Origin of the sequence: Mucilaginibacter aurantiaciroseus, assembly GCF_024055595.1 — a bacterium.
Lineage (GTDB): Bacteria > Bacteroidota > Bacteroidia > Sphingobacteriales > Sphingobacteriaceae > Mucilaginibacter > Mucilaginibacter aurantiaciroseus.
On record NZ_JAMXOF010000001.1, the window covers coordinates 56,947 to 71,505 of the forward strand.

General features: G+C 45.0%; 10 protein-coding genes. 8 read left to right on the forward strand and 2 right to left on the reverse strand.

Going from position 1 to position 14,559, the window contains the following annotated elements:
* Nucleotides 1–31 precede the first annotated feature (31 nt).
* The 7 genes from atpA to ftcD all read left to right on the forward strand — a co-directional run bounded on the left by atpA (nucleotide 32) and on the right by ftcD (nucleotide 9,997).
* A complete protein-coding gene (atpA, locus tag NAF17_RS00250) occupies nucleotides 32–1,606 on the forward strand; it encodes a F0F1 ATP synthase subunit alpha (protein ID WP_252755967.1) in 1,575 nt (524 codons plus the stop codon).
* A 126-nt stretch (nucleotides 1,607–1,732) separates the two neighbouring features.
* Nucleotides 1,733–2,641 (forward strand): ATP synthase F1 subunit gamma, encoded by a 909-nt coding sequence (gene atpG / locus NAF17_RS00255; protein WP_252755968.1) that lies wholly within the window; start codon nucleotides 1,733–1,735, stop codon nucleotides 2,639–2,641.
* Nucleotides 2,642–3,181: 540 nt separating this feature from the next.
* Nucleotides 3,182–3,685: a MarR family winged helix-turn-helix transcriptional regulator gene (locus NAF17_RS00260; RefSeq protein ID WP_252755969.1), complete on the forward strand. Its 504-nt coding sequence runs from the start codon at nucleotides 3,182–3,184 to the stop codon at nucleotides 3,683–3,685.
* Nucleotides 3,672–5,231: a histidine ammonia-lyase gene (hutH, locus tag NAF17_RS00265; RefSeq protein WP_252755970.1), complete on the forward strand. Its 1,560-nt coding sequence runs from the start codon at nucleotides 3,672–3,674 to the stop codon at nucleotides 5,229–5,231. Before NAF17_RS00260 ends, hutH begins: the two co-directional genes overlap by 14 nt.
* The gene (gene hutU, locus NAF17_RS00270; RefSeq protein ID WP_252755971.1) at nucleotides 5,209–6,882 is read left to right on the forward strand and encodes a urocanate hydratase; all 1,674 of its coding nucleotides are present in this window, start codon (nucleotides 5,209–5,211) and stop codon (nucleotides 6,880–6,882) included. Before hutH ends, hutU begins: the two co-directional genes overlap by 23 nt.
* 178 nt (nucleotides 6,883–7,060) lie before the next feature.
* On the forward strand, nucleotides 7,061–8,287 hold the full coding sequence (hutI, locus tag NAF17_RS00275; protein WP_252755972.1) for an imidazolonepropionase: 1,227 nt from the start codon (nucleotides 7,061–7,063) through the stop codon (nucleotides 8,285–8,287).
* A gap of 24 nt (nucleotides 8,288–8,311) precedes the next feature.
* Nucleotides 8,312–9,997 carry a glutamate formimidoyltransferase gene (gene ftcD, locus NAF17_RS00280; protein ID WP_252755973.1) on the forward strand — a complete coding sequence of 562 codons (1,686 nt, stop codon included), beginning with the start codon at nucleotides 8,312–8,314 and terminating at the stop codon, nucleotides 9,995–9,997.
* A 196-nt stretch (nucleotides 9,998–10,193) separates the two neighbouring features.
* Here the strand turns inward: ftcD and nagB are convergent, their stop codons facing one another.
* Together nagB and NAF17_RS00290 are read right to left on the reverse strand one after the other, a co-directional pair.
* Nucleotides 10,194–12,113 carry a glucosamine-6-phosphate deaminase gene (gene nagB / locus NAF17_RS00285; protein WP_252755974.1) on the reverse strand — a complete coding sequence of 640 codons (1,920 nt, stop codon included), beginning with the start codon at nucleotides 12,111–12,113 and terminating at the stop codon, nucleotides 10,194–10,196.
* Between the two features lie 253 nt (nucleotides 12,114–12,366).
* Nucleotides 12,367–13,710, reverse strand: a complete 1,344-nt coding sequence (locus tag NAF17_RS00290; RefSeq protein WP_252755975.1) for an APC family permease — start codon at nucleotides 13,708–13,710, stop codon at nucleotides 12,367–12,369.
* A 184-nt stretch (nucleotides 13,711–13,894) separates the two neighbouring features.
* On the opposite strand from NAF17_RS00290, the gene NAF17_RS00295 reads away from it, so the two are divergent.
* On the forward strand, nucleotides 13,895–14,515 hold the full coding sequence (locus tag NAF17_RS00295) for a hypothetical protein (RefSeq protein ID WP_252755976.1): 621 nt from the start codon (nucleotides 13,895–13,897) through the stop codon (nucleotides 14,513–14,515).
* The last annotated feature ends 44 nt before the right edge of the window (nucleotides 14,516–14,559 follow it).

Genomic DNA, 14,559 nt, shown 5'->3' on the forward strand with positions numbered 1-14,559 from the left:
ATTAAATTAAAACTCTAAAATAAATTCAAAAATGGTAGAGGTAAGACCAGATGAAGTATCAGCAATTTTGCGTCAGCAATTAGCCGGCTTCAAGTCAGAATCTGAATTAGAAGAAGTGGGTACCGTACTCCAGGTGGGTGACGGTATTGCACGTGTTTACGGACTAACTAAAGTACAATCAGGTGAGCTGGTTGAATTTGATAACGGTTTACAAGGTATTGTATTAAACCTTGAAGAAGATAACGTAGGTGTGGTATTGTTGGGTAGGTCTGACGATATCAAGGAAGGTGACAATGTGAAACGTACCAACCGTATTGCTTCTATCAACGTTGGCGAAGGCATGCTTGGCCGTGTTGTAGACACTTTAGGTACACCAATTGACGGTAAAGGCCCTATATTAGGCGAAACTTACGAGATGCCGTTGGAGCGTAAAGCACCAGGTGTTATCTATCGCCAGCCGGTAACCGAGCCATTACAAACAGGTATCAAAGCTATTGACGCGATGATCCCGATTGGCCGTGGCCAGCGTGAGTTGGTTATTGGTGACCGCCAAACAGGTAAAACTGCCGTTTGTATCGATACCATTATTAACCAAAAAGAATTTTACGATGCCGGCGCGCCGGTATATTGTATATATGTAGCTTGTGGCCAAAAGGCTTCAACCGTTGCAAACATTGTACGCACATTAGAAGAGAACGGTGCTATGCCTTTCTCTATCGTTGTTGCGGCTAATGCTTCAGATTCTGCTACCATGCAGTTCTTTGCTCCGTTTGCAGGTGCTGCAATTGGCGAGTACTTCCGTGATACAGGTCGCCCTGCGTTAATCGTTTATGATGATCTTTCTAAGCAGGCGGTTGCTTACCGTGAGGTATCGTTGTTACTACGCCGCCCACCGGGCCGTGAGGCTTACCCAGGTGACGTGTTCTATCTTCACAGCCGTTTATTAGAGCGTGCAGCTAAAGTTAACAGCAATGATAACATCGCGCAGCAAATGAACGATTTGCCGGAGTCTATCAGACACATCGTTAAAGGTGGTGGTTCATTAACCGCGCTTCCAATTATCGAAACCCAGGCTGGTGACGTGTCTGCATACATCCCAACCAACGTAATTTCGATTACCGACGGTCAGATCTTCCTGGAGTCTAACTTGTTCTTAGCAGGTATCCGCCCCGCAATTAACGTAGGTATCTCGGTATCACGTGTGGGTGGTAACGCCCAAATCAAATCTATGAAGAAAGTTGCCGGTACACTTAAACTTGACCAGGCACAATACCGCGAGCTTGAGGCATTCTCTAAATTCGGTTCGGACTTAGATGCGTCAACCAAAAACGTTATTGACAAAGGTGCTCGTAACGTAGAAGTGTTAAAGCAAGGCCAGTTTTCGCCGGTAACGGTAGAAAAGCAGGTGGCTATCATCTACTTAGGTACAAAAAACCTAATGCGTAACGTACCTATTAACAAGATTCGTGAGTTTGAAGCAGAATATACCAGCCAGTTAGAGCAACGCCACCCTGAAGTGTTGGCAGCCCTAAAAGCAGGTAAATTTGATGACCAGTTAACCGGGGTACTGGAAACAGTAGCTAAAGAACTGGCAGGTAAGTACTAAATATGAAAATGTGCGGATTTCAGATGTGCAAATAAATTGCATATCTGAGATCAATACATTAATAATAAACTCGTGTGATGCTGCAATTTGCACATCTGCACATTTGAAATTTGCACATCTTAAAGAATGGCTAATTTAAAAGAAGTAAGAAACAGGATAGCATCCGTAAGTTCAACACAGCAAATCACCAAAGCCATGAAAATGGTTTCGGCAGCAAAGCTAAAAAGGGCAACCAATGCTATTGTTCAATTACGCCCGTACGCTAATAAGTTGAAAGACCTTTTGGCAAACCTATCGGCAAGTTTAGAGGATGGTGCATCGCCATACCTGCAACAGCGCGAACCGGTACGTGTATTGGTTATTGTTGTATCATCAAACCGTGGTTTAGCAGGTGCTTTTAATACCAACGTTATTAAAACTGCCAATAATTTAATCGCCGACAAATACAGCGAGCAGTTAAGGGCTGGTAACGTTTCTATTGTTGCTATTGGTAAAAAGAGCCAGGAGTTTTTTCAGCGTCGTAAGTTTAACGTTATTGGTAACAATAACGATTTATACCTTGACCTGAACTTCGTAAATGCTTCAAAAATTACCGAAGGCATTATGCAAGGCTTTATTAATGGCGATTACGACCGTGTAGAATTGGTTTATAACCATTTCCGTAACGCTGCTGTACAGTTCCAGGTTGCAGAGCAATTATTGCCTGTACCAATGGCTGAAGCTAAACCTAAAGAAGAAATCTTTAAAACAAAGGATGCTGTTATTGAAACGCAGGTTAACTATATCTTAGAGCCTTCTCAGGAAGAGATAGTAGAGCAATTGATTCCTAAAAATATTAAAATACAGTTGTACCGTGCCGTTTTAGATTCGAATGCATCTGAGCATGGCGCACGTATGACCGCGATGGATAAAGCAACCGAAAACGCAGGCGACATGTTGAAAGCCCTTAAGCTTTCATACAACCAGGCGCGCCAAGCCGCCATCACTACCGAGCTTACCGAGATCGTGAGTGGTGCAGCAGCATTAGGTGGTTAATTAGTTTGACAGGTTCACTATGACAACGATTGTTAGTTTGAGTTAGCCGAAGACATACACATAATAAGAAAGGCTTTCCATTTTGGAAAGCCTTTCTTATTATTACTCCCCGCGCGTATTTGCGAGGAACACCATTAACAAGTTACCTCAGCATTTTAAGCGACATATGTTCGTACGGGGTGTTCCGTACTATTAATGAGATCATGCCCCGGTCCTCATGGTCTGTAAATAAAACCTTCCTGCCTTCCTGTCAATCGGTTACAGCTTTTAAGCTTTCGCAGAATGGGGCAGTCCATTTGGGGTAAGTTTCATCGCCCCAAAGTGTTTCCCCTAAATTTTTTACGTGGCGAGTTAATGATGATCTTAAATTGCTCTTTTATGATTGCTTAGTTTATAATAAAAATATGGGCGTTAAATAGATACCGCCTTGGGTGTGGATGCGCCGAGATAACAGGCCAATGGGGACAAGAAGATGATTGATTACCAATTATTAATTAAATAAAATTTGCATTTATATAAGTACTTATATAAATTGCATTCATGAATTTGTATAAAAGTTTAGGTTATTTGGTATTGGGAAGTCGCTTAAGGCGGATGAGCGAAACCTTCCTTGCCGAAATAAACCGTATATACCAGAACGAAGGCATCGAGTTTGATGCCAGCTGGTTCCCGGTGTTTTATTTGCTATCAAATAATGATTCGCTTTCCATCAAAGAATTAAGCAAACAAACCGAGGTATCACACCCGGCGGCAAGCCAGCTAATAACCAATTTGAAAAACCGCAAATTGGTAGAAACTACAACGCATGCCGATGATGGCCGCAGGCAAATGGTGCAGTTTACCGACAAGGGTCGCGAACTGCTAAAACAGATACTGCCCGTTTGGGAAGCCATTACTGCGGGCATGAACGAGCTGGAAGCAAGCGACGCTAAAATCGCTGAGATATTGCCTGCCATTTCCGCATTAGAAAATACATTCCGCGTTTACAACCTATCCGGTAAGGTTGGCAAAAAACTAAATCCAATACCCAATGAAAAACTTTAATTACGGTATTGAGCACCTAACCATCGGCCTTAGCATAGATATTGCAGCTGGTAAGGTTAAAGGTGTTATAAATGAGGCTGCTGCCATTTGCATCCATACTTCTTGGAAAGAAGTTGAAAAGATTGTGCACGCGCATTTGCCTGTGTACGGCATCAATACAGGTTTTGGTCCGCTTTGCGATACCCGCATCTCTGAGAAAGATACCAGCCTATTGCAAAGCAATATTTTAAAAAGCCATAGCGTAGGTGTGGGTAAGCCCATCCCAAAGGAAATTGCCAAGCTGATGCTGATAACCAAAGTACATGCTTTGGCGCAGGGCTACTCGGGTATTGCAGCCGCAACATTAGAGCGGATCATCTGGCATATCGATAATGATGTTACCCCGGTTGTACCCGAAAAAGGTTCGGTTGGTGCGTCGGGCGATTTGGCGCCGCTTTCGCACCTGTTTTTGCCTTTAATTGGTTTGGGGTATGTGAATATTGGTGATGAAAAACTTCCTGCAGGAGAAATTCTGAAACAGCATAGTTTGCAGCCGTTGGTATTAGGCCCCAAAGAAGGGCTTGCATTAATCAATGGCACCCAGTTTATATTGGCTTTCGCGATAAAAGCGATAGAGCGTTTAAATAATGCCCTAAACGTTGCCGACCTGATAGGCGCCATATCTTTAGAAGGCCTTATGGGCTCCGCCCGCCCTTTTGTTGCGCGGTTACATGCCATTCGCCCGTACAAAGGATCTAAACTGGTTGCTAAACGCCTGGCTACATTACTGGAAGGTTCATCTATCGGCAGCTCGCATGTGGGTTGTGATAGGGTGCAGGATCCATACTCGTTACGTTGCATGCCGCAGGTGCATGGTGCATCACGCAATGCGTGGTTGCATTTAAAAGAGCTTACGGAGATAGAATTAAATTCTGTTACCGATAACCCCGTAATTTTTAATGCTGATGATACCATAAGTGGTGGTAACTTCCACGGACAACCGCTGGCTTTGCCTTTAGATTATGCCACCGTAGCCGCCGCCGAGTTGGGCAACATTGCCGACCGCCGCTGCTACCTCATGAGCGAAGGCCGTTATGGTTTGCCAAAGTTATTGACGGATGATGCCGGCCTCAATTCGGGCTTGATGATCCCACAATACACCACAGCAGCCTTGGTTACCGAAAATAAAACATTGTGTTTCCCGGCAAGTGCCGATAGCGTACCTACTTCATTAGGGCAGGAAGATCATGTTTCCATGGGCTCTATCAGTGGGCGCAAGCTGCATATGGTATTGGATAATATCGAATACATCCAAGCTATTGAATTGCTTTATGCAGCGCAGGCATTAGATTTTAGGAGGCCTTTACAAAGCACCCCGGTGATAGAAACCCTGCACCAATTGGTAAGGCAGCATGTGCCATTTATAAAAGAGGACAGAGTTTTTTCGGATGATATCAATGCCTTACATCAATTAATTATTAGCGGGCAGTTCCAGTCGGTTGCCAACGAAACCGCTCAAAAACATAGCATCAATATAAACGACGATGACGAATTCGGAATTTATTAATACATACGCCAACCACCCGGTTTATTACGCGCCGGTTGGTAACCAACTGCACGCCAAAAGCTGGCAAACAGAGGCGCCCCTGCGCATGCTGTTAAATAACCTTAACGAGCAGGTTGCCGAAAATTCCGACGAATTGGTGGTTTACGGCGGAATCGGTCAAGCCGCCCGTAACCCGGAATCGCTGAGGAAGATCATAGAACTTTTGCTGGAACTCGATGACGACCATTCGTTGTTGGTGCAATCCGGCAAACCTGTAGGGATCATACGTAGTCATCCGCAGGCGCCAAGGGTTTTAATAGCCAATAGTAACCTGGTTCCTGCATGGGCAACCTGGGAGCATTTTTACAAGCTGCGCGCCGATGGCCTGATGATGTACGGGCAAATGACCGCGGGCAGCTGGATATATATAGGTACGCAGGGTATTTTACAAGGAACCTACGAAACCTTTGTGGAGGCAGGCCGACAGCATTTTAATAATGACCTTACAGGTAAACTGATTGTCAGCGCCGGTATTGGCGGCATGGGTGGCGCGCAACCATTGGCTACAACCATGGCAGGCGGTGTATTTTTAGGAGCCGATGTAGACGTTACCCGGATCCAAAAACGTTTTGACAGTAAATATATCGACAGGATAACCCACTCGTACGAGGAAGCAATTAGCTGGGTACAGGATGCCATGAACAAAGGCGAAACCCTGTCTGTAGGGTTGGTAAGTGATGCCGGGGATATGCTGGAACGATTAATTGCCGATGGCATTGTACCTGATATGGTGACCGATCAAACCTCTGCACACGACCCGCTGAACGGATATATCCCTAACGGGTTAAGGTTGGATGAAGCGCTCGATCTGCGAAAGGCTGATCCTGAACAATACAAGCACCGTTCACTAAAAAGTATGGCCCGCCACGTGGGATTTATGCTGCAGTTGCAAAAGCTTGGCTCGGTAACTTTCGATTATGGTAATAACCTACGCGAGTTTGCGAAACAAGGCGGCGAGCAAAATGCGTATGATTTCCCCGGCTTTACACCGGCGTTTATCCGTCCGTTGTTTTGCGAGGGGAAAGGGCCGTTCAGGTGGGTAGCCCTATCCGGCGATCCTGAAGATATTTATACAACCGACAGAGCTTTAATGGAAGCTTTTCCTGAAAATAAGCCATTGATAAACTGGCTGGAGAAAGCGCAAAAGCAGGTAGCCTTCCAGGGACTTCCGGCACGCATTTGCTGGCTGGGTATGGGCGAGCGTGAAAAGGCTGGCCTGATATTTAACGAACTGGTGGCAAGCGGCAAAGTAAAAGCGCCGATAGTGATAGGTCGAGATCATTTGGACTGCGGCTCGGTAGCATCGCCAAACCGCGAAACCGAATCCATGAAAGATGGCTCGGATGCAGTATCCGACTGGCCATTGTTAAACCTTATGGCTAATACCTCTGGCGGTGCAACATGGGTGTCATTCCACCACGGTGGTGGTGTAGGAATGGGATACTCGCAACACGCGGGTATGGTAGTAGTTGCAGATGGTACCGAACGCGCTGCAACCTGCCTTAAACGCGTACTGCACAACGACCCTGCCATGGGTATCTTCCGCCATGCGGATGCAGGTTATGACAAAGCGCAGGATTGGGCGGATAGGTTTGGATTGAAGGTGTGGTAGCTGGATGGTGAGTAGAGAATGGTTGATTGGTGAGTAGTTGAAAAGTGAAGATATAATAAATTACGTCATTGCGAGCGATAGCGTGGCAATCTTCGATAGAAGGTAGGCGATAGCATAACGAGGATCGCCACGTCGCTATTGCTCCTCATAGCAATGACGCGTGGGATAAGTAATTAAAATGAAAAAACTAATAGGTCCATTCATACACATAATACCCTTAACAGGGCTACCCTTAAAAGGCGCTCTGAAGGATGAGCAACTGCACATTATCCCCAACGGTGGTGTGTTGGTTGAGGGTGGACTGATTTTAGCGATTGGCGATTTTAAAGAATTAAGAAAAGCCAATGCATCTGCACAAATAGAAGAAATTACCAGTCCGCAGGTTTTGCTGCCCGGCTTTATAGATTGCCATACGCATATCTGTTTTGGTGGAAACCGGGCTAAAGATTACGCCATGCGCATCGCGGGTAAAACCTATTTGGAAATTGCTAAATCAGGCGGCGGTATCTGGGACACGGTTACACAAACCCGCGCGGCTGATGAGGTAGCGCTTGTGCAATCATTGGTGCAACGTGCCAACCGACATTTAGCCGACGGGGTAACTGCCATTGAAGTGAAAAGCGGTTATGGCTTAAGTGTTGAGGAGGAACTAAAACAGCTTCGTGCAATAAAAAATGCATCGGCACAAACTAAAGCAAGACTGATACCTACCTGCCTTGCAGCCCATATGGTGCCAAAAGATTTTAACGGATCGCAAGCTGAATATCTGGCGTATGTGGTGAATGATCTGCTGCCCATTATCAAACAAGAGAACCTAACTAACCGCGTAGATATATTTATTGAACAAAGTGCTATGGATACTAAAAATGCTTTGGTTTATCTCAACAAGGCAAACCAATTAGGCTTTGATATAACCGCACATGCCGACCAGTTTACTACAGGTGGAAGCGCTGTTGCTGTTGAGGTTGGTGCGGTATCTGCCGACCATCTGGAGGCAAGCGGTGAAAATGAAATTGGCCTTTTGGCCTCATCTAATACTGTTGCGGTGACACTACCGGGTGCATCTTTAGGCTTGGGTATGCCTTATGCACCCGCCCGCAAACTGCTCGATTCCGGTGCCTGTCTGGCCATTGCCAGTGATTGGAACCCAGGCTCGGCACCCATGGGCGATTTACTAATACAAGCCGCGGTAATGAGCGCGTCAGAAAAGTTATCTGTTGCCGAAGTTTTTGCAGGGTTAACCTTCCGTGCAGCATCGGCATTAAAAATTGAATATGGTATATTAGGCCTCGGGATGCCCGCCGATATGCAGGCCTACCTATGTGCCGATTACCGCGAAATATTATATTACCAGGGAAAATTGAAGCCCAACCTCGTTTGGGTTGCAGGAAACTCTCATGTCTAACATATCATATCTCAAATCTAAGAAATGAACCAACTAATAGAATGTGTGCCTAATTTTAGCGAAGGTGTAAACCTAGTTATCATTAAACAAATAACGGATGAGGTTGAAACTGTAGAAGGTGTTCGCCTGCTGAATGTTGACCCCGGTAAGGCCACAAACCGTACTGTAGTGACTTTTGTGGGCGAGCCGAAGCAGGTGATTGAAGCGGCTTTTTTGGCGATAAAAAAGGCCGGAGAACTGATTGATATGAGTAAGCACAAAGGCGAGCATCCAAGGATGGGCGCAACTGATGTTTGTCCGCTGATACCTATCGCTAATATCAGCATGGAGGAAACTGCTGAGTATGCTAAGCAACTGGCTAAACGGGTTGGCGAGGAACTGGGCATCCCTGCATATCTGTACCAACATGCGCAGGCAGATAAGACCCGTGATAATTTATCTGTTATTAGAGCAGGAGAGTACGAAAGTTTCTTTAAAAAGATAAAGGAACCAAAATGGAAACCCGATTTTGGCCCTGCAGAAATGGATGCGAAACGTGGCGCAACGGTTATTGGTGCGCGCGATTTTTTGATCGCTTATAATATCAACCTCAATACCACATCAACCCGCAGGGCAAATGCCATTGCGTTTGATGTGCGCGAAGCTGGTCGTGTAATGCGCGAAGGCGACCCGGTGAACGGCAAGATTATTAATGACGAGAACGATAAACCAAAGTCTATTCCCGGCACGCTAAAAAGTGTAAAGGCGATAGGCTGGTATATTGAAGAATACGGCGTTGCCCAGATCTCGATGAATCTGACCAATATCGAAGTGACCCCGATACATGTAGCTTTTGATGAGGTTTGCAAAAGAGCGGCCGAGCGCGGCATCCGTGTAACGGGTAGCGAACTAATTGGATTGATCCCGCTGAAAGCGATGTTGGATGCGGGTAAATATTTCCTGAAAAAACAACAGCGTTCGGTAGGAGTGATCGAAGCGGAAATTATCAAGATCGCCATTAAATCGATGGGGTTGGATGAGCTTGGTCCGTTTAACCCGGATGGGCGTATTATTGAGTATTTGCTCCGCGATGTAAGCGCTGGCAAAATAGTAGGCATGACCTTAACCGCATTTGCCGACGAGACCGCGAGCGAAAGCCCTGCGCCTGGCGGTGGCTCTATATCTGCTTATATGGGTGCATTGGGAGCATCGCTGGCTACCATGGTGGCTAACCTGTCATCACACAAAAAAGGCTGGGACAATCGTTGGGAAGAGTTTAGCAATTGGGCCGAGCAAGGGCAGGCTTTAAAAGATGAATTACTGCGATTAGTTGATTTAGATACTACTGCTTTTAATAAAATAATGGAAGCGTTTAGCTTGCCAAAAGGCAACGAGCAGGAAAAAGCAACCCGCGTCCAAGCCATTCAGGATTCTACCAAATATGCTATCGATATCCCGTTCAAGGTAATGGAAACCGCTTATGAAAGTTTAACGCTTATACGGGCAATGGTAGAAAGCGGTAACCCAAATTCGGTAACAGACGCCGGTGTGGCAGCACTTTGTGTACGTTCGGCTGTGATGGGTGCTTTTATGAATGTGAAGATCAACGCATCAGGCTATAAGGATAAAGCATTTGTGGATGATGTTTTAAAGCGCGGTGAAGCGATAGAGCAAAAAACTATCGCTGCCGAGGCGGAGATAATTGCTTTGGTTAACGAGAAGATAGAATAAATTATAACATAAAAGAATGTCATTTCGAACCAGCGATAGCGAGGAAAAATCTTGTTATTTCTTACAGGTCACAAACTTGTCATGTCTAACAAGGTTTCTCCTCGTACCTCGTTCGAAATGACACAGCGGTAGGATAAAACAACAAAAAGAGCCGTGATATCATCGCGGCTCTTTACATTATATTGGTTTAGTTAAATTAGTAATGAAACCTTACAAACGCTTCCATAGCTGCATATTCTGCCATGCCTAAGCGGTCGTAATTTTGGGCGCTTTCTCGGTTGCGGTCTTCGGCACGTACCCAAAACTCGCGTGCATCATCGCCGGGGAAAACAGGGCGGTCCTTTTGCGATTGGTGCTTAAAGATTGCGTTCCGTTTACGCAGCACTTCGGCTGGCGAAAGCGGTACGGCCATTTCAATTTCGTGGGTGGCAAACTCGTGCCATGCACCGCGGTACATCCACACCCAGCAATCATTTACCCAAGTTTCTGTTTTACGAAGGCGCTGTAACGATTCTATAATAATATTGAAACATACTACGTGTGTACCATGCGGATCGGCAAAGTCTCCGGCGGTAAACACCTGTTGTGGTTTTACTCTTTGTAATAGCTCCATAGTTAGCCTGATGTCTTCTTCGCCAACCGAATTTTTCTTGGTTTTGCCCGATTCATAAAATGGCAGGGCCTGGAAGTGGATATTGCTATCCGGCAAACCCGCGAAGCGTGCACCCGAGATAGCCTCTGTTTTACGAATGAAACCTTTTACATCGCGAATCTCGATAGTATCTACCTGGTTAGGTAGTTTTTGATTGATGAACTTGCGCATGTCTTCATAAATGCCTTGTAGTTTCACAGTATCCTCACCTACGCTGGCTTTAAAGTCGATAGCGAACTCCATATATCGCAGCACGTCATCATCCCACACAGCGGTGTTGCCCGATGTTTGGTAGGCCACGTGTACATCATGGCCTTGGTCAACTAAGCGGATGAATGTACCACCCATTGAGATAACATCATCATCGGGATGCGGAGAGAATACGATAGAACGCTTGCGGGCAGGCTCGGCACGTTCCGGGCGCTGGCTGTCATCAGCTCCTGGTTTGCCTCCCGGCCACCCGGTAATGGTGTGCTGCACCTGGTTGAATATATCGATGTTGATTTGGTAAACGGGGCCTTGCTCTACCGCAAGTTGCGCCATACCGTTGCTGTTATAATCTTCTTCGGTAAGTTTTAGGATGGGTTTACCAACCGCGCCTGAAAGCCATATAACCGCTTTTTTCTTCAGGTTGTTATCCCAAACACAGTCAGATACTAACCAAGAGGTATCAAAACGGGTAAGGCCCGATGCCGCGTCAACATCTAAAACAAACTCCACATTATCTGATAACTGCAGAAAGGTAGCAGGTACTTCACCAGAGATCTCGCCTTCTACCGCTTTGCGAACAATTGATGCTTTCTTTGCACTCCAGGCCATCAGGATAATTTCGCGGGCTTTAAAAATAGTACCTACACCCATGGTAATGGCTTTTGTAGGCACGTTTTGTTTACCTCCAAAATCACGCGATGCATCGTTACGGGTAAGGTCATCCAGCGTAACCAAACGTGTGCCCGAGTTTGGTGCCGAGCCCGGTTCGTTAAACCCAATGTGGCCAGTACGGCCGATACCCAGGATCTGTAGGTCAAGTCCGCCCAGTTCCTCTATCTGCCTTTCGTATTCCAGGCAAAAAGCGGCTACCTCATCTTGTGGAAGGGTACCGTTAGGTATGTGTACTAAGTTTTTATCAATATCTATATGGTCGAATAAATTCTCGTTCATGAAAGTAACATAGCTTTGAGCTGCGTTGGGTTTCATGGGGTAATATTCATCAAGGTTAAACGTGATAACGCCTTTAAAAGAAAGCCCGTCTTCTTTATGCAGGCGGATCAGTTCGGCGTAAACCTGTATGGGTGTAACACCTGTTGCCAAACCTAAAACGGTTGGCTCGCCTACCGCTTGTTTCTTTCTGATGAGTGCCGCGATCCTTCCGGCTACCGCTAACGATGCGGCGCGCTGGTCGGAATATACCGTAACGGGTAGTTTCTCGTAACGTGTTTCTTCTAATAAATTTAATCTTGCCATAATCAGGTTAATATATTGCTGTATTCAGTTTTATCTTTTCAAAAAAATCGGTACAAAAAAAATCCTCACCGAAGCGAGGATTTACCAACCAATTAACTATAAAATTTATCTCCTCCAGAAGAGATAACAAGTATGCATATTTTAATGATTTTTCTTTCTTTCATCATCGGTGCAAACTTAATAAAGATAAATCATAAAATCAAAATACTTATTAAAATAATTTAAAAAGATTAAATTGAAAGGATGAGGCAGTTTAGTTATCGGGCAATAGAGGGGTTTGTTTACGTTTACCAATATAATAAATGGCAAGCCCAAGGGCATAAGCCGCAAGGCACCAAAAGGCCGCAAAGGGGTTTTCTTTAAAAGTGATGAAGATGTTAATGGTTACAAACCAGTAAGCCAGAATAAATACAATGGGAATAAGCGGGAACCATTTAATGGTATAAATATCCGAAACATCTAAATGCTTCGTTTTTTTGCGAAGGATAAAAATGGAGATGGCAGCTAAGGAGATGCCGATGAGTTCAAAGAACATTACGTATTTCAGCATATCGGTGAACGAGCCTACAAAAAATAAGATGATGAGGATAGCCACTACAAAAAAGCTCATGCCAAATTCCTGTACCTGTGTTTTTGGGTTTATTCTTTTAAATATCGGCGGCAGGATGCCATCCTCGGCCATGGCGTAATATACCCTCGGGCTCGACATGATGTTTACATTGACATAGCCCACTACCGATACGAACATCAGGATGGAAGTGATCTTATAACCGGTGGCGCCGAATATAACACCGGCCAGTGTTGCCGCCAGTGTATGGTTTTGCTGCAGGCCGCCAATGCCTAAAACATAATAGTAAGCGTAGTTGATAGCCAGGTAAAGGCTGATGATCACCGCCATTCCAAAAAATATAGCTTTGGGGATGTTCTTTTTGGCATTAATAATGTCTCCGCCAAAATTAATGGTTTGAGCATAGCCTGTATAAGTAAAGAACACGGCCACCAAACTTAAACCAAAAGCGGTGATCACATTGCCAGTATGCGGAATTGCAGCAACAGGGTTTACCGCATGCGCGTCACTTTTGAAAACTACGGTGCAAAGCAGCAGGATCATCCCCACTTTAAATATTATGAGCACATTTTGTGTTTGGGCGCTCAGTTTTATACCTAAAAAGTTTATACCATATAAAGCCAGCACGGTTGCAATGGTGGTTAGCCTGGTACCGGTGCTGTTTTGTAGGTTTTGCGGTAGTAATATCGGGTTAATGTATTCGGCACCTAAAAGCGCCACTGCTGCCACCGATGCGGCATTGCTGATTACCAACACCCAGTTGATCATGAAAGCGAAGGCCGGGTGGAAACAAAAGGAAAACACTTTGTAAAAGCCACCGGTAGTTGGGTAGCGTGCGCCAATTTCGGCAAAGGTGAGCGCGCCGCAAAGGGTAACAATGCCCCCGAAAATCCACGCACCAAAGAATATAGGCGCGCTACCGGCTTTAACCGCTACGTCGCTGGGCGTGCCAAATATGCCCATACCAATCACCAAACTGATAACTATTATGCTGAGGTCGAAGCGGTTAAGGCGGGGTTGTATACTCATATTTACCTTTGCGTTTATTTTTTAAATTTATATTATAATTAATTTCATTTAATGTTCTAAATCATTTAAATTCGTTCATTGATTTAGTTACCTAATTAGCCGGACTTACAATTTGAAGCAATTTAAACAAATATTACTTACGGGAATATTGTTGTTTTGTATTTCACCCGCACTGTTTGCGCAGGTGAAAAGGAAGTCTGTTAGCCAAAAATCAGTAAGTATTAAACATATAATTATATCTAAACCGACCGAAAAACCAGCGGCACCCATCAGCCTACAACTTAAAAATTTCCTGGCATTAGCGGCGGCGGCTAACGTTGATTTTATATTCCAGAAGGGTTTTAGAGAGATAAAAGCCCCCGATAATGAGGATCTATCTTTCGACTATGCCATGGAAATACCGGGCAAGGAGTTTGAGATCTGGTTCTTGGTAAAATCACAAAAAGAGAATTACGCCAGTTACCAACGCTCTATCGGTAACAAGAATACAGCACAGGCCAACCCCGATTCGTTATACATAGGTATGGGCACCGCACAGGCAAAGGCCTTTACCGGTGACAATAATTATTTGATGCGTAATATACCGCTAAAACACCTTGCTAAATATAACGGCGATGCCGGAAGAACTTACCTTCTAAACCTGCCTGATGAACCGGTAACAAAGCACTATAAATACGCGTTGCTGTTAACCCTGCAAAAAGACCACACCGGTACCATACTGGCGGTTTGCTTTAGTAACGAAAAAGGCCCCGAGTTTTTCAAGGACATTGATAAGGCTAGCAGCTGCATAAAATTTAAACAATAGCCCCGCAAATGTTAATAAGTTGGCACATTTAAATACTAATTTAA

What these genes read in the sequence shown, in the direction of transcription:
- atpA (WP_252755967.1), top strand. Translation starts at nt 32, where the DNA reads ATGGTAGAGGTAAGACCAGATGAAGTATCAGCAATTTTGCGTCAGCAA.
- atpG (WP_252755968.1), top strand. Translation starts at nt 1,733, where the DNA reads ATGGCTAATTTAAAAGAAGTAAGAAACAGGATAGCATCCGTAAGTTCA.
- NAF17_RS00260 (WP_252755969.1), top strand. Translation starts at nt 3,182, where the DNA reads ATGAATTTGTATAAAAGTTTAGGTTATTTGGTATTGGGAAGTCGCTTA.
- hutH (WP_252755970.1), top strand. Translation starts at nt 3,672, where the DNA reads ATGAAAAACTTTAATTACGGTATTGAGCACCTAACCATCGGCCTTAGC.
- hutU (WP_252755971.1), top strand. Translation starts at nt 5,209, where the DNA reads ATGACGAATTCGGAATTTATTAATACATACGCCAACCACCCGGTTTAT.
- hutI (WP_252755972.1), top strand. Translation starts at nt 7,061, where the DNA reads ATGAAAAAACTAATAGGTCCATTCATACACATAATACCCTTAACAGGG.
- ftcD (WP_252755973.1), top strand. Translation starts at nt 8,312, where the DNA reads ATGAACCAACTAATAGAATGTGTGCCTAATTTTAGCGAAGGTGTAAAC.
- nagB (WP_252755974.1), bottom strand. Translation starts at nt 12,113, where the DNA reads ATGGCAAGATTAAATTTATTAGAAGAAACACGTTACGAGAAACTACCC.
- NAF17_RS00290 (WP_252755975.1), bottom strand. Translation starts at nt 13,710, where the DNA reads ATGAGTATACAACCCCGCCTTAACCGCTTCGACCTCAGCATAATAGTT.